Origin of the sequence: Gynuella sp. (assembly GCF_050297175.1) — a bacterium.
In the GTDB taxonomy this organism is placed as follows: Bacteria; Pseudomonadota; Gammaproteobacteria; order Pseudomonadales; family Natronospirillaceae; genus Gynuella.
The window spans coordinates 181,407-203,954 of sequence record NZ_JBNKSF010000039.1; the positions used below are offsets into that span (position 1 = coordinate 181,407).

The window sequence follows — 22,548 nt, forward strand, 5'->3', positions numbered from 1 at the left end:
GCGATGACAGATAATCAGTCGGTTTTCATCAGATTGGTATGCAGCTTCCGGCGATTGCCTCCGAACAGTTTCATAACCAGCACAAAAAAGACCGGTACGAAAAAGACAGCCAGCACGGTCGCTGCAATCATGCCACCCAGAACACCGGTACCAATAGCATTACGGCTGGCAGCCCCGGCACCCGTACTGATGGCCAAAGGCAAGACGCCCAAACAGAAGGCCAAAGAAGTCATCAGAATTGGCCGCAAGCGCATACGACATGCTTCAACCGTAGCTTTTAGCAAGTCCTCACCCTGGTCATACAGGTTCTTGGCAAACTCTACGATCAGGATGGCGTTTTTGGCCGAAAGCCCAATAGTAGTCAGCAGCCCGACCTGGAAATAGACATCGTTGGACAAATCCCGCATAAATGCAGCGACAATTGCACCAAATACCCCCAGCGGCACAACCAACATAACTGAAAACGGAATCGTCCAGCTTTCATACAACGCCGCCAGGCAGAGAAACACCACCAGCAGAGAAATCGCATACAAGGCACCCGACTGCGAGCCGGACTGGCGTTCCTGATAAGACACCCCGTTCCACGCCAGGCTGACACCTGCCGGCAACTTCGCCACCAGATTTTCCATGGCTGTCATGGCATCACCAGTACTCTTACCAGGTGCTGCGGACCCTTGAATATTAACTGCCGACAAACCATTGAAACGTGCCAGTCTCGGCGAGCCATAACTCCAGCGGGTTTGGGCAAAACTATCAAAGGGCACCATCTCACCGGCGCTATTACGAACGTGCCACAGACTCAAATCCTCCGGATTCATCCGATAAGGCGCATCTGCCTGCACATAGACTTTTTTAACCCGGCCACGATCAATAAAACCATTGACGTAATTCGACCCCCATGCCGTAGACAGCATGGCATTGATGCTGGAAGCAGAGACACCAAGAGCCATGGCTTTTTCATAATCGACATCGATATTGAACTGCGGCGTATCTTCCATACCATTGGGACGCACGGCCGTCAGACTCGGGTCCTGTGCAGCCATACCCAGCAGTTGGTTACGTGCAGCAATAAGCTTCTCATGCCCCAGATTACCATTGTCCTGAAGGTAGGCGTCGAAACCATTGGCAGTACCCAGCTCCGGCATTGCCGGCAGATTAAAGACATATACCTGACCTTCCTTGATCTGCGATAACGCACCCCAGGCACGGCCGATAATGGCATTAACCGACATCGCCGGATTGTGTTCCCGCTCTTTCCAGTCTTTCAACTTGATGAACACCATACCCATGTTCTGGCTTTGACCGGCAAAGCTGAAACCTACGACATCAAAAACTGCATCGGTGGTCTGTTTTTCTGCATTAAGAAAGTGCTGTTGAACCTTCTTCATGACCTCCAGTGTGCGCTCCTGAGTCGCTCCGGCAGGCAATTGCACCATACCAAGAATCACACCCTGGTCTTCTTCCGGCAAAAATGATGTCGGCAGACGCTGCCACAGAGCCACCAGACCGGCGATAATCAATACATAAACCAGCAGATAACGGAAAAACTGGCGAATGCCTTTCGAGACCACCCACTGATATTTATCCACGCTCCAATCAAAACCACGGTTAAACCAGCCAATCGGTCCACGGCGAATACCATGATCGCCTTTTTTAACAGGCTTCAGAATGGATGCGCACAAAGCCGGCGTCAATACCAGCGCCACCACAACCGACAGCACCATGGCGGACACAATGGTCACCGAGAACTGCCGGTAGATCGCCCCGGTTGCACCGCCAAAAAAGGCCATTGGTACAAATACCGCACTCAATACCAGCGCAATGCCGATCAGCGCGCCGGTAATCTGCCCCATGGACTTACGAGTCGCTTCTCGAGGCGACAGCCCTTCTTCCATCATGACCCGCTCGACGTTCTCAACCACCACAATGGCGTCGTCCACCAACAGACCAATTGCCAGCACCAGACCAAACATTGTTAAGGTATTAATAGAAAAGCCAAATGCAGCCATGACCCCAAAAGTACCCAGCAATACCACAGGTACAGCAATGGTTGGGATCAGTGTGGCACGGAAATTCTGCAGAAACAGATACATCACCAGGAAGACCAGTACGATTGCTTCAAACAGAGTTCTGACCACTTCTTCAATGGAGATTTTGATAAATGGTGTGGTGTCGTAAGGATAAATAACCTCAAGCCCTTCGGGAAACGCCGGTGTCAGTTCTGCCATACGTGCCCGCACTGCATCAGCGGTATCCAATGCATTGGCACCGGTTGCCAGACGTAAAGCCATACCACCGGCGACCTGGCCATTGTAATGGGTTGAGAACGCGTAAGTTTCACCCCCCATTTCAACTCGAGCCACATCTTTCAACCTGACCTGAGAGCCGTCGGGATTCACTTTGAGCAGAATCTGCTCGAACTGCTCAACACTTTGCAACTGTCCCTGAGCGGTGATAGTAACATTCAACTGCTGCCCGGATACTGCTGGCAGCGACCCTAATTGACCAACAGAGACCTGGGTATTCTGAGAAGCAATGGCTGCAGTCACATCGGATGGCGTTAGACTGAAGCTATTGAGTTTATTCGGATTCAACCAAACACGCATGGCGTACTGGGCTCCGAAAACCTGCACTTCACCAACCCCGTCAACACGACTGATAGGATCTTTAACATTTGAGATCACGTAATCAGACAAGTCAGCAGAACTCATGGTGCCACCGGTGGAAATAAACCCGATCACCATCAGGAAGCTGGCAGACGTCTTGGAAACTCTCACACCCTGGGTACGAACTTCCTGAGGCAACAGCGGTGTGGCCAGCGCCAGTTTGTTCTGCACCTGCACCTGGGCGATATCCGGATCAGTACCGGAATCGAAGGTCAGAGTCACCGAAAAACTACCAGAGGAATCACTGGTCGCAGACATGTACAGCAGATTATCCAGACCATTCATATTCTGTTCGATAATCTGGGTAACGCTGTCCTCCAGAGCCTTGGCAGAGGCCCCTGGATAACTACCATTAATACTGACCGTCGGTGGCGCAATAGAAGGATACTGGGAAACCGGCAAGGACAATATCGACAGCCCGCCAGCCAGCATGATGACGATAGCAATCACCCAGGCAAAAATGGGTCGATCAATAAAAAAACGAGACATGTATACTTACTCCTGCGGGGCCTGTGCCGGTTTGGCAATCACAACGCTTGCCCCGGGTCGCACTTTCTGCAGACCACTGACAATCACCTGATCACCCGCGTTAAGCCCAGAATCCACCAACCAGGAAGTACCGATTACCTGACTGGCAATGATCGGCCGAACCTCAACTTTGCTCTCAGCATTTACCAGCATGACCTGAGCACCACCGGTGGGATCACGAATCACCGCCGCCTGAGGAACCAGGATGGCCTCATCGCGATGCTCAATCGGCACTTCAGCACGCACATACAGACCAGGCATCAGGAACTGATCACTATTGGGCAATAATGCCCGCACGGTCACAGTGCCGGTATCCTCACTGACAGACACATCGGCGAACTGCATCGTGGCCGGTTGCTCAACCACAGTGCCATCATCCAGTATTACTTTGATGCCGCTGAGTTGTTTGCTGTTTTTGCCAGCCTGACGGCGCAGTCTGAGGAGGTCAGTACTGGATTGAGAAAGGTCGACATAGAGTGGATCGAGCTGCTTGATGGTCGCCATGGCAGACATCTGATTAGCAGTCACCAGTGCTCCTTCAGTGACCGTGGAACGACCGATCTGGCCGCTGATTGGAGCTTTTACCTGAGTATAATCCAGATTGATTTTCGCGCTTCTAACACTTGCCTGGGCAGCCTTTACCGCAGCTTCAGCCTGACGGAAAGACGCTTCTGCGTCATCATTAGCCTGCTGACTCACCATCTTACGATTAACCAGGTCGCGATAGCGTTCCGCCTGCAAGCTGGCCGAAACCAGATTGGCCTGGGCTTTGGCCAATTCTGCTTCAGCACTGGCCAGAGTTGCTTCATAACGGACCGGATCGATCTGGTATAGCACCTGTCCGCTTTCTACCGTACTGCCTTCAACAAACAATCGTTTCAATACGATACCTTCCACTTGGGGTCGTACTTCTGCAACCCGATAAGCACTGGTACGCCCGGATAACCGCGAGGTAATATCAAGAGGCTGGGTACTGACCGTTATGGTTCCCACCTCAACAGGTGGCGGACCTGCCGGCACGCTGCCTACATTTTTTTCCTCACTGCCACAGCCTGTCAGCATCGCCGCACTGCTTAACAGTAACAGCGAAATATGCCAGCACTTGAAAGGTTTGATCTTAATCATGAGCCAATTTCCTCAGAAGTTGAATACGCTTTTATCAGGCCGTTGCATGCGGTCTACCCAACGCTCTGGGTCGTTGCAAAAAAAATATGTCAAAGGACAAACTTCCAGCAAAAATGCATCCCAAACCGCTTTCCGGTTTACAAGCAATTAAAAAGCCGGGAACTTTATAGGTAGCTGCATAAATCATCCGGTTAAAAAACTGACAGCCTCAAATCCGGAACAATTTAATAAGCATGAAAAAACAAATAGAGCTGGAACCTAACAACAGCAGTTTTTCATTATATATACATACATGAATGCATGTTAATATCACACATCTTATAGAATACGTAAAGTAACCCGGGATAGAGATTCCATGGCTCGAAAAACCAAAGAGGCTGCGCAGGAAACTTATCAGGCATTATTGGATGCCGCCGAAAATGAGTTTTCCAGACATGGCGTCAGCGCCACTACATTAAATGACATCGCCCATGCTGCCGGAGTCACCCGTGGTGCCCTGTACCATTATTTTGGCGATAAGCAGGCATTGATTGCCGCATTGATTGAACGTTGTTTCTATCCCATGGAGCAGCTCACATTATCACAGTGTGCAGAAACGTCCATGCTCAAGAAATTACATGCCTGCTGTCTTGGTTACCTTACGTTAATTGCCCAAGATCGTTCTGCTCAGAATGTTCAGACCATTACCATGCTTAAATGCGAAATGGTGGATGTCCACGATACCATTCATGAACACTATCGAGACATTCGCAACGAAATATATCAGGAAATGAAACAGGATCTTGAACAAGCCATAAGCAATGGCGACCTTCCTGACCACATCGATCCTCATCAAGTGGCAGTAGCTTTATTCTCAATTACCCAGGGTATTGTGTATTCATGGCTGGCCGATCCGAACTACTGTGATCTGATTCGCGACGGCATGGCTGCTATTGATACGTATTTGGCCGGATTGACGCGCCCCTTATAAATCGATGACACCGCGGTCGTCACCCCGTAGCATAAAAATACGTTGAAAATCATCGCCCAAGGATCTGCCATGCCTGTACTCGCCATCATACTGTTAATCATTTCTGCCCTAATCCTGTTATTACCGCCAATCATAGCCATATACGCAGTGCACCAGTGGCCGACGTTTGCCAAAGGAGCCGGCCCCAACTTAATTGTCATCGGTATTGTTATTAAGGTGCTGACCGCCCTAGAATTTATCCCGCAACAGCTTGTCGCTCGTCATTTCAGTACTGAACAACTGGCTAGTTATTCACTGATCTCCCACTATGTCGTCGCAAGTATTAATTATCTTGCGTTACTGGCCATGGCCATAGGCTTGTTGTTACTGGGCAAACAATTGTCCGCAGCAGAAAAACGGCATAGAGACCAAATCACAACTCAAGGCGTTATCGACTCCCAATCGTGAACACGAGGTCATGATGCCTTCTTTCGGCTGCCACTGGCGCGCGGTTTCCGGGCGGTCTTGCGACGACTGCGCCGGTGCGCGGTTTTTTCTGTTTTGATGCCCTGAAATGCCTGAACATTCAAATTGCACGCCTGGGTTACCAATTGCTGCAGCTGACTCAACATCGGCTGCATGAAGTGTTCGTAATTCAGACTCCGTTCGCTGATGTCATTTAATTGTTTCTCCCAATGAGCAGTCATGTCCGGTACTGTTGTACTTTCCGGCAGGGTGTTAACCAGTGCCCGCCCCAACTCTGTCGCACGGATATTCTTACCATTCCGTTGCAAAAAACCACGTTTAAACAACAGCTCGATAATCCCCGCCCGGGTGGCTTCTGTTCCAAGACCATCTGTGTCTTTTAGGACTTTTTTCAGATCAGGGTTTTTGACAAACCGGTTTATGCCAGTCATCGCGCTGAGCAAAGAGGCATCGGTAAAATGCTGCGGCGGCTGGGTATGTTTTTCATTGACCACCGGATCACCACTCCACACCTCCTGACCTTTTTCCAATGCCGGCAGCTTGCGCGGCTGATTTTCCTGTTCCTGCTGAGACTGAGCCGTCGAACGGGGCATTGCCTGCTTCCACCCTGGCTGTATGGTTTCCCGTTCTGTGGCCACAAACCGGCCACCGGCAATGATCAGACTGACCCGGGTATCGGCATACTTGAATGGCGGATAAAACTGCAGCAAATACTGCCGCGCGATCATGCCATAGAGTTGTTTTTCAGCCGTTGTCAGATGATTGACCGCTGACGCTTTTTCCGTAGGAACAATAGCATGATGCGCTTCCACCTTGCTGTCATTCCAGGCTTTGCCACGCACGTTCAGATCAGCACCGGCAATGACATCGGTAAGGTTTTGATCATGACAACCAATGGCCTTTACCACCTGCTGCCGACGGGCAAAATGCTCATTAGGCAAATAACGACAGTCCGATCGTGGATAGGTAATCAGCTGGTATTTTTCATACAGATTCTGACACCCATCCAGAACCTGCTTGGCACTGAGACCAAACGCTTTGGCGGCCTCAATCTGCAGTGTTGAAAGGTTGTAGGGCAATGGTGCAGCCTGTTGTTTTTGCTTGCGCTCCACCGTCTCGACCCGTGCAGGTTGATGCTGGATACGGGCTGCCACATTCTGCGCTAATTTAGGATTCAGCACACGCCCCTCTTCATCCTGATGAGCACTACAAGCCTCACTCGGCTGCCATTTGGCATAAAAACAAAAGGGAGCTTCCGGGGTTAGATGAATGGCCGCCTGGACTTCGTAATAAGGGCGACTGACAAATGCCTCAATGTCTTCATCCCGACGCACGACCAACCCCAGTAGCGGGGTCTGGACCCGCCCAACAGACAGAACGGATTTCAATCCACCCTGTTGTCCTTTGACGGTACACGCGCGTGTCAAATTGATTCCGTACAACCAGTCAGCCCGCGAACGCGCCAGGGCGGATACCGATAACGGCAGAAAATCCTGATTGGGTTTCAACTGAGCCAATGCCCGGGACACCGCCTGGGGGTTCAAATCGCTGATCAACAGCCTGAGCATGCTGTTGCGTTTACCGGCGGGCACTTTCAGGTACGCAATCACCTCATCCACCAGCAGCTGACCTTCGCGGTCCGGATCGCCAGCATGGACCAGTTGATCAGCTTCTTTTACCAGCTTGCGCAATACACTTAACTGCTGCCGGGTCTGAGCCTTCGGCGTCAGTTGCCATTGCTCCGGGACAATCGGCAGGCTTTCCAGGCTCCACTGTTTATAGGCTGGACTATAGGCTTCCGGCTCAGCCTGCTCCAGCAAATGACCGATGCACCAGCTCACCACGTCGCCATTGGCGGCACGTACGAACCCTTCACCTTTGTTGTGGGGTTTGGGCAGAACCGCAGCAATGGCCCGCCCGAGACTTGGTTTTTCTGCAATAATCAACCGCATAGAACAAACACTGAACACTGTACAAACGACCAGTATATGAGAGTTGATCGAGAAAACAAGCAAAGGCAGGCGGTTAAAGCCTCCATGCGGATCGACAGCCCTCAAACATCATGCGGTAGAAAGATGGCTGAAATATCATGCGATAACCGAATCTACGCTATAGGCTTATGCAGACCAACCATGGCTGATCCACAAAATTTATTCGCGTAGTCAGCATAAACGCGACCTCAGCAGCACAGTAATGTATTTATTCGCCGTCCGGATTTGTCACCATCCACCGACACTTAAAAGGCGTTCCAGCACCGCAGGATAAATTGCGTGGAACACAAAATGGAACTCATCAGCGACGACAGCCTCGACTGTTCCTCAATATCGTTAAAAGCCTGCAAATCAATGCTGCTTTTAAGTAAAGGGGTCTTTTTTTACCTGTCAGAACAGGCACACTCGTCGGGTATTTTTTGTATGAGAGCCAATCATGAAACCAAAAACAGTCATTGGTGCCATGACGCTGATTTTATCCAGTGGCATGTCGCTGGCAGACAGCTCATCCACCTCGCCGGACAGAGAAGAGCTTGAAGCCGCCATCAAGGAATGTTCTACCAGTGCCGACGGTGACCAGGATGCCATGGACAGTTGTATGAGCACCAGAGGTTATTCCAGACCTAGCAGTCCGCTGCCTGATGAACAGGCTAAAGGAACACCACCACCACCTGCCAAATAAACGGACATTGACCCCCATTAAAGGCACCGGAATAAACCTCCGGTGCCGGCAGTCATTTCCAGCAACTCAAAACATCGGTATCGGACGTGTCTGGTCTACAGCTACTTTAGCCGATCCAGCAATCTGACTTTCAGTTTACGCCCTTTGATCGTGCTCTCCCGCAGTCGGGCCAGAATCGCTTTACCGTGCTGACGCTGTACGGCCACATAGGAATGAAACGGAAAAATATCGATTTTCCCGATCAAATCCGCCGCAAAACCGGCATCACCCGTCAATGCGCCCAGAATATCTCCCGGACGGATTTTATTTTTCTTACCACCATCAATGGCGATGGTGATCATCGGCGGTTTCAACCCCTTCTGATCAACCATAGCCAGTTCATTCTCATGGTGCCATTCAGGGGGTTGTCTGATGAGCTGTTCTATACGCTCCAGCCGATGCATATCCCGCTCAGTGACCAGACTGATGGTCAGGCCCTGCTCACCAGCACGGCCGGTTCGCCCCATCCGATGAATGTAGACTTCTGGATCTCTGGGCAATTCATAATTGATCACCAGATCCAAGGCTTTGAAGTCGAGCCCCCGGGCAGCCACGTCAGTGGCAATCAGCAACGAGCAGCTGCGATTGGAAAACCGTAGCAATACCTGATCACGTTCCCGCTGTTGCATATCGCCATGAATGGCAAGAGCATAGTAACCATCGTCCGCCAACTGATCAGCCAGTTCCTGACATTCCTGTTTGGTGGCACAGAAAATAACCGTTGACTCAGGTGTATGGGTTGCGAGCAGACGCTCAATCAACTGATATCCCTGAGCCCGAGCATCAATCGGGTAAAAGTGCTGGGCAATCACTTCATGATGATGGACCGATTCCACCTGAACCCGCTGCGGCTGTTGTAAATAACGGCTGGTCATGGTGTCGATCTGTTCAGGGTAGGTCGCCGAAAACAACAATGTCTGACGCTGAGCGGGGCACTCTTTGACGATGGCAGCAATGGCATCGCTAAACCCCATATCCAGCATACGGTCCGCTTCATCCAGCACCAGCGTTTGCAGGTTCGCCAGAGACAATGTCTGTTTACGCAAATGCTCCATCAATCGTCCGGGGGTACCGACCACCACATGGGCACCATGTTCCAGCGAGCCGATCTGTGGCCCCAGCGGCATACCGCCACACAGGATCAATACTTTTATGTTATGGGTAAAACGGCCGAGTCTGCGAACCTCCTTGGCAACCTGGTCGGCCAGTTCGCGGGTTGGACACAATACCAGTGCCTGAACCTGAAAGTTACTGACATCCAGTTTATGCAGTAATCCGATACCAAACGCTGCGGTTTTGCCACTGCCGGTTTTGGCCTGGGCCACCACATCGCGCCCTGCCAGGATCAACGGCAATGCCTGCGCCTGAACGGGTGTCATATGGTGATAATCAAGTGCGTTTAGATTATCAAGCATCGCTGGTGACAGCGGTAATTCTGAAAATGATTGTGACATGTATAAATCTAAGGAACCTCTAAAAAATAGGAATGGTTTTGGAAGCACCGCTCACAAAACCGTAGTTTAGTCGACTGAATGAGGATTAGAGAGGGCGCTACGTTCGGACGGGCTGATAACATCCTGCACGAAAACAGACCATTTTCAGAAACTCTCTAAAGCAGTGCCTGCCGACCAATACCGGCAGGAAAGTATGTATCAATGCCTGAATTCGGACTGCAGAATACGCCATGCGTCCCAATATTGCTCGTATTCTTCGTCATCGAACACGCCACGTGCAAGCTGATCCTGAGAGGCATAGTTCATCAGCACCATTTCCAGAAAGGTGCTGTAATCCAAAGCAATGGCACCGGCAACAGTAGACTGGGTTTCATCGCCCGGTCGATTCTGAAACCAGCGATTCCAGTCTTCCGACCCGGGAACGTGCATGCGCAGTGGTTCTGTGATCGGTCTTTTGGCCGGGTAAAAATACGTCAGCATCTGATCGTAACCGGGAAAGTAAGCAACCGTGCCATGACAGCTCATACATGCTGAACTGCGCAGTTCCGGTACCAGTTTTTCACCCACATACACGTCGGTTTTTACCGCAATATCAAACGGTCCTGATAACCGACCGCCATAGCCAAGGGTGACCGTGGAGTAGGCTGGTGCCTCTGGATTTACCCAGGTTTCCTGCAACGGCATGGTCGGATGTTGAAAGGAGTTCACATCGGGATCGTTACCCCACATTGCACCCAGGGGCACCATACGGTCCCAGGCATCTTTTCCTGCAGCGTCGCGGTCGTACACCAGCGTCGAAAACACCCATCCGGTTTGTGGTGCAGCAATACTGTCTTTGACAATGATGTCAAAAATAGCGACCCGGACATCGGTGACCACCGGCGGGGCCTGTTCGATAGTGCCATGAAGATTGAATGGCTTACGATAGATCTGCCACTTGGCGGCACCTTGCAACACCGGCCACTGTTCAGGAGTTGCAGTCGCGGCAGCGGCTTTGATAATGACCGAACCTTCCGGAAACTGTGTTTCGCCGTCACTGAGACTGGGAGGACAAAGCCGAGTCACCGGATCACACTTCTGCCAGACTTTATGCAGTGCATAAGCAGCCGTTTGATTGTAATAGATGGCGGCATGATTACGGACATCTACGGTCAGACCGGAGTCCTTATACACCGAAGCCGGTTGAATCTGGCCGGTATAGGTTCCATAAATGGCATCGCGACCCTCCCAGCCGGTAGCGGCAATATTTTCCCCGGCCCATAACATGCTGTACCAGCCTTTCTGAGCACTGTTATTCCATGCTTCCGGCCGGGTCACAAACATTCGCATGGGATTGTCCACAAATTTTTTCAGCGCCATAACAAACGGATAGGCGTTTTCCTTGGTCAGAGGCTGGCCATTCAGTACTTTTCGCCAGGGCATAGTGATCTTGCGCGGAAGCTGATCCGGGTAATTCACGTGCAACTGAAACAGTGGACCATGGTACTCTGATGGCGCAGGAATATTGCCATCATTGACTGCAAAGGGGTTTACGCTGGTCTCAGCCCGGGCCATGCCGGCCAGTACCAAAAAGGCCAGAATCATTTTTGAAAACATATATTTGCAGGGCATCTGCAATCTCCTTGTGGTTGTCGGGGATAAAGTCATGGCAGCTGTAATTCCATTTGGTCAGCATGGGTGCAGTTTTTCCCCTGGTGCTTAGCCTGGTACAGAGCCTTGTCAGCCAGCTGGATCAGTTGTTCCTGGTTGTCTCCGGGACCACAGCTTACACCGATACTGAGGGTCACATACGACGTCACCGAGGAAAACCGATGCTCCACCTGAGCCTGCGCCAATGCCTGATGAATCCAGTCTGCCACTTGCAATGCGCCCTGCAGACCGGTATCGGGCAATACCACGGCAAATTCTTCACCACCATAGCGGCTGACCAGGTCACTTGGCCGGTTAACCACTGTTTTAAGACAGTGGGCCACGGCTTTCAGACACTCGTCACCCTGTTGGTGGCCATAGTGATCGTTATACGCTTTGAAATCGTCAATATCACACAACAACAGCGATAATGTTTTGTACTCCCGCCGACAATACAGAAACTGTTGATGCAGGAACTCATTAAAATGCCGGCGGTTGGCCAGAAGCGTCAGGCTATCGGTACGGGCGAGCTGTTGCAGTTTGGTATTTGCCTGACGCAGCTGCTCTTCTGCCTGTCGACGTTCTTCATTTTCTCTGGTCAGACGTGTGTTCAGAAGCCGGATCGTGTCGTACTGAGCCTGCAGTTCCTGCTTTTGGATCTCAATATCATGAGTACGCTCCCTGACTCGTTGCTCCAGCGTCTGATAGACCCTGGCATTTTCAATGGAGATGGCAATCTGGCCACCCAGATAATTCAGCAACGACATCTGATCTCTGGTAAACACCGAAGGGGCAGCATTGTTTTCCAGATAAATAATGCCCTTCAACTGCCCCTGCAACATTAACGGCGCGCACAGAACAGACAGCACCTGATGCTCATGAATGTATGGGTCTTTGATAAGCAGCGGGAAATGCCGGGCATCGTCAATGATAATCGGCTCCAGAGTCGAGCTGACGTAATTAATAACCGTAAGGGGCAACTCGCGCGACTGTGATAACGGCTCATTCAACATGACTTCTGGCTGCTCAGTATCCACCGATGCCCGTGCCGCCACAGACAATTCCTGAGAGCACTGCAACAACAGAATAGCACGCTGGGCAGTGACATTTTCCAGAATAATATTCATCAGGGTTTCAAGCAGCTGAGGTAACCGCCGCTCTCTGGTAAGCGTCTCTGCTGATCGAGTCAGGGAATCGGTACCAATATTCACGGTACGGTGTGGCAGTATCTTATTAACACTGCTGCTATCATGATCAAATAACCCCCACTTTTTCCCCAACTGCCAGACCTCCGCCTCATGACTTTCCGCGGCTTTGGGTTGAGCCAACCGAACATATTGTGCCGCCAGCAACAGATGACTGATCAGCTGCAGATTCAGATGTCCCTGAAACTGTGCGGTTTGAGCGGCCTTCAGGTATTGTTGAATCGCCTTCTGGGAATCTCCCCGTAAACGGGTGAGCTCGGCCTTAATCAGTTGATAGCGATCCAGAAAGTTTTCCGGACATTGTTGTGACCATTGATAAAACTGACGGGCAATCTGCCTGATACGTACAACCTCAGCCTGACGACGAAAACCACGTTTATGTTCAGCCAGTCTGGCAATCAACATGGCCTCCAGAAAGTAGTGTTCAGCGCTGTGCAACATACCCCGGGAGCCTTTCAAAAATGTCCGGCTACGCTGCAATACCGTCAGGGCATCCTGATAATGACCCAACAAATACAGCACGAACAGTTTGTTCACATAGTAAAAATGTGCGAAATGCGGTGAACCATAAGACTCCAGCCGGGCCAGATATTGAGGCTCATCGAACTCACCCACGGCAAACTGTGGTAACTGTTGTGATGGGAACCGAAGATTGAGAACTGCCTGGCGAATGCCGGTCAGCACATGCTCATGCTCTACTGCTCCAATTCGCTGCAAAGTCGGTTGCAGAGTCTCGCAGCGATCCAGAATACGATCCAGCCTGACGCCGCGCATAAACAGGCTCTGCATCTGCGCGGCAGCGGCACAGCCGGTATGAAACCAGTCACCAATCATCAGCCCCTGCTCATAACTCTGCTGCAGGTAACGCTCGGTATCCGTAGCGGCAAACTTCCACGAGTGGGCAAAATAACTGTATACGAACAATACCTCAGCACTTTGCATCTCGTTATTAAAACGTTTGAGCATTGCCAGAGACAACTGCCCGTATTCATAACCAAGGCGATAATCCCCCCTGGCACCACCGAGGAAAATCACACCAAAGACCATATATCCGATTACCGCCTCCCGGGTGTTGCCATAAGACAGACACAGCTCCAGCTGTCGCACTGCCAACGCCGCGCACAACTGAGGACGAAGCTGATAAGCCGCCTTTTGCATGGCCGATAGTAACCGAATGAGCGCAATGGCCGTGGCATTCGTGGCTTCAGGTAAATCCAATAATTGTTCCGGCCGGTAGTGACGCAAACGCCATTTCAAGCGCATAAAATCGGCCATAAACAGGACCGGATTAAAACCCGCCGCGATTGGCTGCCCAAGCTCCTGCAAAGCCATCCGACCGGTGTTATACGCGGTCTCAAAATCCCCGGCATCGGTGTGAAACTTGATCAACAGTTCATACAGTAAGGTTTTATGCTGCTGATCCCAGGTGCTGGCGAGGGCCTGTCGATAATATTCCAGCGCTTCCTCACGATGATTACACAGATGCTCACATTCAGCCCGTTCCCGCAATAACTCTGCTTTTTTAACGACATCAACGTGGTGCGGCAGCAACAGCTCCATGGCGGTCCGGATATAGCGCAATGACAGAGGAAAATCGCCATTTTTTTTAGCCTGCCGGGTTGCAGCCAGATTCAATTCACCGATGTCACGCAACAGGTTTTCCTGCTCGACCAGCCCAAGTGCAGTGTTATAGTGGTTTACACACTCAAACAGATACTGACTCCGGCATCCAAGGCAGAAAAAGTAGTTGGCAATCTCCAGATGGATCTGTTGGATCTGCTGCTGACTCAATTGTGAGTGTGCGGCCTGCTGCATGCGGTCATGAGAAAACATGTAAACCTGCCGGCTCTGTTCCAACTGTTGCAACAGCCAACCACCTTCAACCGCCTGACTGATCGCAGTTTCCACGGCAATGGTCTTCAACAGCGAGCGTAAAATCGTGATCTCGAAACGGCTGCCGATACAGGCGGCGGTTTTTAATACCTGCTGGACCTCTGATGGTAAAAACTCAAACCGGTGGCTCAGGAACTCCACCACGTTATCGCTGATGGCAATATCGCTTTGTCGATGCCTGTCATAGCGCCAGGAAAAACTGACCGGATCAAACCAGATCATTTTGTTTTCCTGCGCCTGTTTCAAATACTCGATGATAAAGAATGGATTACCGTGGGTTTTACTGAAGATGTCTCGGGCCAGATCATGGGCCGCCTGGGAATACATGGATAATTGTGTAATAAACATCTCGGCAACGGTCTCAGTCGCCAATGGACTCAGTGTCAGATCCAGCACACCCGCATCGTCTCGCTCCAGTCGTCCCAGAAACCCCTCCAGTATTGGCGTGATGTGGTCGCGGGTATCTCTGAATGTCATGATCACCAGACATGACGACAGTTCGTAACGGGCACTGTCGAGCCATTCAAGCGTGGCACTGTCAGACCATTGCAAATCATCCAGGAACAGGCACAGCGGACAGTCCGGCTCACTGATGGTCTGCAGAAAACGGGTCAACAACCTATGCAGCCGCACCTTGGCATCACCGGGTGCTAGCAATGCTGGGACTGCCGGTTGATCGATAAACCGGGCCAGCTCTGGCAGCTCATCGATCAATATCTGAACTTCAGCTCCGAGAACAGTGGAAAACTTTTCACTCCAGCGGCTCCGCACTGCCTTGGGTTCAACCAACAGTTGTCGCAACACTTCCCGCAATGAGGCAAACAAACGTTCGAACGGACTGTTGGTGCGAAACTGATCAAACTTAACCCTGGCACACCGGAACGAGTGCTGCCTCTGACGGCTCAACAGGGCTTCGATCAGACTGGATTTCCCAATACCAGAAGGGCCGCGCACTAGCGCAAACGACAATGGCATGCCACAACAGTTATGCAGGGCATCCTGCAAAGAACTCATGGCTTCCTGGCGACCATATAAATGATCGCTGGCAAACAGACTGGTCATGAAGCTGGCGCGATCAATATTGAACTCAGGGATCCTGTGGCCGGCTTTCAACGCTTCCCGACAAATCTGCAGATCCACGACAACCGAAGCAAGATTCTGATAACGCTGTTCAGGAGTTTTGGCCATCATTTTCATGATGATCGTCACAACCACATCTGGCAGATCCGGACGCTGTGCCCGCAGATCGCCGGGTTCGATAGTCATTTTATTCAGCCGCAACCGCGTGCCCGCTTCCGACAGATAGGGCGCATGACCACTGAGCATCAGATAAAACATAGCTCCCAGCGCATAAATGTCTGCGCTTTCGGTCAGTGGTGCGGCACGTTTACGATCAAATTCCGGGGCCTGATAGAGAGGATCTCCACCCTGCGGATCGGGTCGGCTTTTCCAGTCACTATGAACACGAAACGCCTGACTGAACCCTAACACCCGGATACTGTGCAGGCCTTCAGCCACCAGAATATGACTCGGATTGAGATTGCCATGAATGACACCTGCGTTATGTACCGTCGCAATTGCCTCACTCATGAGCAGCGCCAGGTCGACGAATGCCTCTGGTAAAAAAGTAGTGACGGCAACCAATTCATCCAATGGCTGACCAACAAAAAACTCCCGCACCAATACCGGCTGCTGCTGCCACAACTGAACACCATAAGGTTGAATAATTGCCGGATGGCAACATAGTTCCAGCAACGCACACTCGTTGTTCAACATATCCAAATGGGACACACCCGGCACCTCGAACCTGCTACGCTTAAGCAGCAGCGGCCGGCCATGATCGTCATTCGTCAGTAACAGATCCGAAGAAGCCGTTGTGTGTAGCAAAGTTACCTGATTGAAATTAACAGCAGGCACACAAGACTCCATCAATGTGTTTAGAAACTCTCATAAAATGGGTTTTTCCCAACCAATAAATTGTTAGCCATCAATGATAGCTTATCATCACCCGGCCATGGACCTTCCATATGTTCCTTGATTGAGGATAAAGCTGGTTTTATATGCAGCCTACTCCCCTGTTTGAACCAGAATGTGAATACCTGAAAAACCCCTCACATCCGTATTGAGATCTTTGCATCAGCTTAGCAGTATTTGGAAATTTACAAAAAATACAACCACCTTCAGATTTGCAACCGGAAAACCGGGAACGACTGATAGATACCGAACGACCGATACCGTTATTTGGTTAACCAACAGAAATCAACTGAATCATTGCAAAAAATTGCTGAACAATATTATTGAGAATGGTCAGTGTCAGGGGAAATTTATGATCAGCAGAATTTTTTGAGTCATAACTGACTGAGTTTTAGAAGAGTTTTTATATATTAGTAATGACCGAGTATAGTGTCTCAAATAAAACGCATATTTAAATGGGCCGCCGAATTCATTTTGCAAATTTACATTAAGTTCAGCAAACGGCGTCCCACTCTTCGAGAAGCCCTGAAGATGCCCACCGCTTCGTTCCTGCTCTTGACAAGGGAGTGCCATTGCCTGCGAGCTGCGCCTCGCTGTGAACATCTTGAGATGCTTTTTTAATATAGGTTTTATTCAAAACACTACGCTAGAAAATTATTTAGAGGCACCTGAAAAAGGCCGCAAAAAGCACTCAATAAAAAGCATATTAACCATCTAATACCACAACATCACTATCTATAAAACCCTTCAAATGAACCATAAAAATATGTTCAGTTTTCGTGCCTTTGCAATAGGACTGCCACAATATAAAGCATATAATTTCACAAGCTGTTGAAAACAAAGGGTTAACTATATGGCATGTTACTCGCATAACATTGCCTGCGCATTTTGAGACCAGTGATACCGAAGCTATTTCATAATCAAGCGTATCAAATCGATTTATTATGAAATCTCTTCAATACGTTTCAGCCCCTGAACCGGGGTTTTGAAAACGTATCTGCGTTCGCTCAGGCATTTTCTTTTCTATCCGCTTCGGTGGAGAAATACACCGCAGGCTATTGCCACACGACACTGCGTCAGACGTACTCGCATTCAAGCGCAAACGAAATGATCACCGACTGTTGGGTAACGGCATCTATTTGCCAACCCCAGCGGCATTTACGGAGGCACTATGAAACAAGTTAGTCATGAAATCAGCTCACAGGTACTGGAACAATACGATTCGCCACAAGGGAGAGCCTTTTACCAGCAGGTAATGGGAGACAGTGGATTCAATATCCATTACGGCATCTATCCATCCGAAAATGAAACCATGAAAACTGCCAGTGAAAATATCATTCGGCACTTGCTGGAACTGGCACAACAACGGGGTGTTCACCTGCCCCAGGCATCGGTACTGGATCTCGGTTCCGGCACTGGTGGCGCGGCGCATTATCTGGCCGAACATTTTGGTTGCCAAGTTACCTGTGTGAATATCAGTCCGGAACAAAACAAAATCAACCGCAAACAGGCTCAGGAGCTGGGCATTGATGATTTGATCAAGATAGAAGAATGCAGCTTCGACCATCTGCCCGAAAATTGGTCAGGGCAGTTTGATCTGGTCTGGAGCGAAGAAGCCTTTTGCCACGCAGAACACAAGGACAGTGTGATCAAGGAAGCCTGGCGGGTTTTAAAACCTGGAGGTGTGCTGGTGTTCAGCGACATTATGGAAGGCATGCAAAATCAGGACACCCATACCTTTAGCGACCGTAACGCCATCCGCGATCTTGCCAGTCCAAGTGACTATATCCGGTTGTGCATGGCGAACGGTTTTTACCAGTTAAGCTATCAAGACCTCAGTCATCATCTGCCGATCAACTTTCGCAAAATGATCGATCAGATCGATCAAAATTATGACCGACTGGTCGAAAATGGAGTATCTTCCAAATACGCGGATAATTTCCGTCAATCATTAAATGACAGAGTCAATGCTGCTTTTCAGGGAAATTTTTCCTGGGGCAGTTTCGTGATGAACAAATCCACCCGATTAGAGCACCCACACCTTCGCTCTGTTATTGAAGGTCGCAACCTCTGCCGTATCACCGCAGAACCGCTGACCCGCGAAAACCTCGACAAACTGGGAACCCTCTACGCCTACGACCAACCCCAGGAACAACACCCACCGGTCCCACAACACAGCTGGCCGGTAAAATATCCGCAGCGAATGGAAACCGGCCGGGGTCTGGCGCCCCTTGGCACTGACGATATGACCATGACATGGCAGCAAGAGGTTCTGCATGCCCGCAATAAAGTATTGAAACATTGTTACGAGAACATCGCCTATCGGGATGAACAGCATGGATATTTTATCGAATGGTTCAATCAGCACGTTGAAAGCGGACAAAAGTTCTACTGCCCTGGCGTACCGTTGCTGTACGTGCTGGCAGCTCCGGGAGATCACCCCAAAGCTCAGGATTTCAAGGCATTTATTGCCGATGGTAGCCATGGTGTCATTATCAATCCGGGGGTCTGGCACACCAATCCGATCCCGCTGATCGATACAGAAGTGACCCTGACCACCACTCAATCCATTGTCGATGCCAGTTGCGACTACTCACTGTCAGCGGAGAACAACCAGTGGTTGAACATCGTTGTCAGTACTGGGACAGACTCATGAAAAAAATCTTTATTACCGCCGAGGTGCCAGCCCGGATATTACAAAACCTGTCCCGGGAATTTCAGGTTGACGTCTTTTCCCAATCACGTCCAATGACTGAACAGGAATTGCTTCACTGCCTGGAATGTGAACACTATGATGCGGTAGTTTGTACCTACAAAGACAGAATCAACCAGCGCTTGCTGGACGCCGCCGGTGAGCAGCTGCAAGTCATTGCCACCTTAAGTAACGGCACGGATCACATCGACAAACGTGCCTGTCATCAGGCTGGAGTCAAAGTTTGCAACGTACCGGCCGTCACCACTCATGCAGTGGCCGATTACGCAGTAGCACTGTTGCTGATTGGGATTCGCAGGCTGGACAATCACATTCAGGAAGATACTTACGATGGTCACGATGAACCCTGGCATTTTATGGGCAACCTGCAGGGGCGCGCATTGTCGGACATGACCATCGGGATCGTTGGCATGGGAAAGATCGGCACAGAAATCAGTCGACGGCTACACGGATTTGGAGCTCGTATCCATTACTTTTCCCGTACCCGCAAAATTCACGTTGAGCAGCAATTCGCCGCGCAATATCAGCCACTCGATACGTTGCTGGCCAGCACAGATGCCATTTTGCTCAGCTGTGCTCTCAGCCAGGAAACCTATCATCTGCTGAATCGAAATACCCTGCGAAACCTCAAACCACACACCATTCTGGTGAATGTGGCACGTGGTGAAATCTGTGACCATCAGGCCCTGACAGAGGTTCTGGCATCGGGTCAGCTGGCGATGTTGCTGACAGATACGACCGAGCCTGAGCCATTGCCCGCGGAACATCCGTTGCGGCAAATGTCCAACTGCCTGATATTTCCCCACATTGCCACCAATACCCTCGACAGCCGAGAAAACCTTTGTCATAGCGCTGTTTTACAGGTACAGCGGACATTATCGACGCTGCAAAAAACCAACTCATCCTGATTCCCGTCATCGGTAGAGAGTAGAAAAGCAGGCACGATGCGATTGATAGCAATGGCGCAGTATCGGCCTGTCATTTACGACTTGTCTGCACTTACCTGCTCATGATTGCGGCAGGGTCGCCGGAACCACAAGCAGTTCCACATCGGTACCGGCTTTTTGATTAAGCGCGTCCACCAGGCTGCCATGCCAAAGATGATTCCGTGCAGCCGGATCATGCCGGCCAAGAATAACACCCGATACATTCAGTTCGGACATAAGCTTTAACATTGTCTCCACCAACAGATTGGCCGGCGCTTCCAGCAGACTGACCCGAACATTCACACCTGCTTGTGTGAGTATCCTACTCGCATCATCGATCAATTTGCATACCCGCTCCTGACTCTCTACATCGATAGCTTCAGTCTCGACCACTTCCCAGGTACGTATATGAACCAGCTCTACCGGACGTCGCTGCAAACGCGCCATATCAATCGTCTGTTGCAACACAGAATGCGCCGGCTGATGACCGGATAGTGCCAGCAGCAATGGTCGTGTAGAACCTTCCACAGTGGCATTCCCGGCAGTAGCGCTCACCGGTTGTTCCGGACGTAGCAGGTGCTGACGATAAACCCACAGAATCACAAATGCCGACACCGCCGCACCCGCAGCAATAACAAACGCCAAATAAGCGCCGAAATACTCTGCCAGCAATGGTGCTAAAAAGGGCGCTGCCACACCGGCAAACCAGCGAATAAAATTATAACCGGCTGAAGCCACCGGGCGCGGCGCATCTGAGATTTCCAGCGCGATTTCCGTATAAATCGTATTGCAGACGCCCATGACCGCGCCAGATAACACCACACATGTAGCGATTACTGTCACGGAACCAAAAGCCATGGCAACCAATATCAGTGCCAATAAGCTCAAACAACCGGTCAGAATATGCAATGCTGAGAATCGCGCCTGCAACCGTGGAGCCACCAGCACAGAAAACAACGCCAGCAGAATACCCCAGCCAAAAAATATCAGTCCCACCGAGTGAGCGGACATTTGCAACACAAATGGTGCAAAAGCCAGAATGGTAAAAAATGCAAAATAGTAAAAAAATGCACTGCCCGATACCGTGAGCAGACCGCCGTGAGTCAACGCCTTGAGGGGGGCCGACAAAGAGGTTTTCTGCGCTGGCCGGGGCTGATCCGGCAACCATAACCAGATAGCCAGAAAACCAATCGTCATCAACGTGGCTGTGCCGAAAAAAGGGTAGCGCCAGGAATAGGCACCCAATGCGGCGCCGAGCAGCGGCCCTGCCGAAATTCCAAGCCCCAGGGCAGACTCATACATCAGGATCGCCGCCATGCTGCCGCCACGGGAAGCACCGACAATTACCGACAAGGCCGTCACCACAAAAAACGCATTACCCAATCCCCAGCCGGCACGAAACCCCACCAGTTCCGCCACACTGGTAGAGGTACCTGCCAACGCTGAAAACACTACGATCAAAGCGGCCCCCAGCAACAGGGTTTTACGGCCACCAAGCCGGCTCGACACATACCCTGTGACCAGCATCATCAGAGACGTCACCAGAAAATAACTGGTGAATAACAAAGACACCTGACTGGCAGACGCATTCAGACCCGCCGCAATAGACGTCAGAATCGGGTCTACCAGACCAATGGACATAAATCCCACCACACAGGCAAAAGCCGTTGCCCAGACGGCACGGGGCTGGTGATAAAACGGGGTGTTCACCTCACTCATATACGCTCCATATTCACAAACGATACATTTTGTGAATTATTATCTGTATCATACAGATAAAATGCCAGATAATTTATGAAACAATATGCATCATGATCCCCTATACAGAGGCCAGACCGTGGCAAACAATCAGACAGCAAGCATCTCGCAGCTGGAATATGAACTGGCCACTCTGGTCAGAATTCTTGAGGCAGTATCACGACGACGCAACTACCCACTGGAACGGGCGCATTACCTGTTGTTACTGCAGTTGCGCCAAGAACCATTGAGCATTGGTGAGCTGGCAGAACGCCTGATGCTGGATAACTCCACCGTCACGCGTCAGATTAAAGCCATGGAAAAACAGCGGCTGCTGATCAAAATTCCCAACCCGGCTGACCGCCGCAGCACCCTGGTGCAGCGCACCGAACTGGGTGCCAGTCTGGCGGAGGACATGAACCGGTTACGCATTGAGCGCCTGAGCCACAATCTGGGAGACTGGCCAACCGCGGATCTGCAGTCGCTATCACGGCTGACCGGTCGACTGAACCGGGCCCTGGCCGATCATGTCAGAGATGAAGATGATTGAA

General features: G+C 50.7%; 13 protein-coding genes. 6 read left to right on the forward strand and 7 right to left on the reverse strand.

The features are described from left to right. Positions 1-14 precede the first annotated feature (14 nt). Both ACQY6I_RS16960 and ACQY6I_RS16965 read right to left on the reverse strand, forming a co-directional pair. Positions 15-3,155, reverse strand: a complete 3,141-nt coding sequence (locus tag ACQY6I_RS16960) for an efflux RND transporter permease subunit (RefSeq protein WP_428242686.1) — start codon at positions 3,153-3,155, stop codon at positions 15-17. 6 nt (positions 3,156-3,161) lie between these two features. Next, complete coding sequence (locus ACQY6I_RS16965) at positions 3,162-4,319, reverse strand: efflux RND transporter periplasmic adaptor subunit (protein ID WP_428242687.1); 1,158 nt, start codon at positions 4,317-4,319, stop codon at positions 3,162-3,164. A gap of 355 nt (positions 4,320-4,674) precedes the next feature. On the opposite strand from ACQY6I_RS16965, the gene ACQY6I_RS16970 reads away from it, so the two are divergent. Both ACQY6I_RS16970 and ACQY6I_RS16975 read left to right on the forward strand, forming a co-directional pair. Then, positions 4,675-5,289: a TetR family transcriptional regulator gene (locus ACQY6I_RS16970; protein ID WP_428242688.1), complete on the forward strand. Its 615-nt coding sequence runs from the start codon at positions 4,675-4,677 to the stop codon at positions 5,287-5,289. A gap of 69 nt (positions 5,290-5,358) precedes the next feature. Then, complete coding sequence (locus ACQY6I_RS16975; protein ID WP_428242689.1) at positions 5,359-5,736, forward strand: hypothetical protein; 378 nt, start codon at positions 5,359-5,361, stop codon at positions 5,734-5,736. Between the two features lie 8 nt (positions 5,737-5,744). On the opposite strand, the gene ACQY6I_RS16980 is transcribed toward ACQY6I_RS16975, so the two are convergent. Then, entirely contained in the window at positions 5,745-7,706 is a 1,962-nt protein-coding gene (locus ACQY6I_RS16980) for a DNA topoisomerase III (protein ID WP_428242690.1), read from the reverse strand. A gap of 475 nt (positions 7,707-8,181) precedes the next feature. Between ACQY6I_RS16980 and ACQY6I_RS16985 the strand changes: the two genes are divergently transcribed. Next, positions 8,182-8,427 (forward strand): hypothetical protein, encoded by a 246-nt coding sequence (locus ACQY6I_RS16985; protein WP_428242691.1) that lies wholly within the window; start codon positions 8,182-8,184, stop codon positions 8,425-8,427. A 101-nt stretch (positions 8,428-8,528) separates the two neighbouring features. Here ACQY6I_RS16985 and dbpA read toward each other — a convergent pair whose 3' ends face one another. The 3 genes from dbpA to ACQY6I_RS17000 all read right to left on the reverse strand — a co-directional run bounded on the left by dbpA (position 8,529) and on the right by ACQY6I_RS17000 (position 16,564). Then, complete coding sequence (gene dbpA, locus ACQY6I_RS16990) at positions 8,529-9,920, reverse strand: ATP-dependent RNA helicase DbpA (protein WP_428242692.1); 1,392 nt, start codon at positions 9,918-9,920, stop codon at positions 8,529-8,531. Between the two features lie 198 nt (positions 9,921-10,118). Continuing rightward, entirely contained in the window at positions 10,119-11,531 is a 1,413-nt protein-coding gene (locus ACQY6I_RS16995) for a hypothetical protein (protein ID WP_428242693.1), read from the reverse strand. 32 nt (positions 11,532-11,563) lie between these two features. After that, positions 11,564-16,564 (reverse strand): diguanylate cyclase, encoded by a 5,001-nt coding sequence (locus tag ACQY6I_RS17000; RefSeq protein WP_428242694.1) that lies wholly within the window; start codon positions 16,562-16,564, stop codon positions 11,564-11,566. 1,228 nt (positions 16,565-17,792) lie between these two features. Here ACQY6I_RS17000 and ACQY6I_RS17005 point away from each other — a divergent pair. Together ACQY6I_RS17005 and ACQY6I_RS17010 are read left to right on the forward strand one after the other, a co-directional pair. After that, complete coding sequence (locus ACQY6I_RS17005; RefSeq protein ID WP_428242695.1) at positions 17,793-19,277, forward strand: methyltransferase domain-containing protein; 1,485 nt, start codon at positions 17,793-17,795, stop codon at positions 19,275-19,277. After that, on the forward strand, positions 19,274-20,242 hold the full coding sequence (locus tag ACQY6I_RS17010) for an NAD(P)-dependent oxidoreductase (protein WP_428242696.1): 969 nt from the start codon (positions 19,274-19,276) through the stop codon (positions 20,240-20,242). The genes ACQY6I_RS17005 and ACQY6I_RS17010 overlap by 4 nt, the downstream gene beginning before the upstream one ends. A 99-nt stretch (positions 20,243-20,341) precedes the next feature. Here the strand turns inward: ACQY6I_RS17010 and ACQY6I_RS17015 are convergent, their stop codons facing one another. Next, complete coding sequence (locus ACQY6I_RS17015) at positions 20,342-21,979, reverse strand: MFS transporter (protein WP_428242697.1); 1,638 nt, start codon at positions 21,977-21,979, stop codon at positions 20,342-20,344. A gap of 85 nt (positions 21,980-22,064) precedes the next feature. Here ACQY6I_RS17015 and ACQY6I_RS17020 point away from each other — a divergent pair, with 85 nt between their 5' ends. Then, positions 22,065-22,547 carry a MarR family winged helix-turn-helix transcriptional regulator gene (locus ACQY6I_RS17020; RefSeq protein ID WP_428242698.1) on the forward strand — a complete coding sequence of 161 codons (483 nt, stop codon included), beginning with the start codon at positions 22,065-22,067 and terminating at the stop codon, positions 22,545-22,547. Position 22,548: the final 1 nt, after the last annotated feature.

Bases quoted from the DNA above. Each gene is read 5' to 3' on its own strand.
- ACQY6I_RS16980 (WP_428242690.1), bottom strand. From the start codon at position 7,706: ATGCGGTTGATTATTGCAGAAAAACCAAGTCTCGGGCGGGCCATTGCT.
- ACQY6I_RS17015 (WP_428242697.1), bottom strand. From the start codon at position 21,979: ATGAGTGAGGTGAACACCCCGTTTTATCACCAGCCCCGTGCCGTCTGG.
- ACQY6I_RS17020 (WP_428242698.1), top strand. From the start codon at position 22,065: ATGCATCATGATCCCCTATACAGAGGCCAGACCGTGGCAAACAATCAG.
- ACQY6I_RS17010 (WP_428242696.1), top strand. From the start codon at position 19,274: ATGAAAAAAATCTTTATTACCGCCGAGGTGCCAGCCCGGATATTACAA.
- dbpA (WP_428242692.1), bottom strand. From the start codon at position 9,920: ATGTCACAATCATTTTCAGAATTACCGCTGTCACCAGCGATGCTTGAT.
- ACQY6I_RS16970 (WP_428242688.1), top strand. From the start codon at position 4,675: ATGGCTCGAAAAACCAAAGAGGCTGCGCAGGAAACTTATCAGGCATTA.
- ACQY6I_RS16960 (WP_428242686.1), bottom strand. From the start codon at position 3,155: ATGTCTCGTTTTTTTATTGATCGACCCATTTTTGCCTGGGTGATTGCT.
- ACQY6I_RS16995 (WP_428242693.1), bottom strand. From the start codon at position 11,531: ATGCCCTGCAAATATATGTTTTCAAAAATGATTCTGGCCTTTTTGGTA.
- ACQY6I_RS16975 (WP_428242689.1), top strand. From the start codon at position 5,359: ATGCCTGTACTCGCCATCATACTGTTAATCATTTCTGCCCTAATCCTG.
- ACQY6I_RS16985 (WP_428242691.1), top strand. From the start codon at position 8,182: ATGAAACCAAAAACAGTCATTGGTGCCATGACGCTGATTTTATCCAGT.
- ACQY6I_RS16965 (WP_428242687.1), bottom strand. From the start codon at position 4,319: ATGATTAAGATCAAACCTTTCAAGTGCTGGCATATTTCGCTGTTACTG.
- ACQY6I_RS17005 (WP_428242695.1), top strand. From the start codon at position 17,793: ATGAAACAAGTTAGTCATGAAATCAGCTCACAGGTACTGGAACAATAC.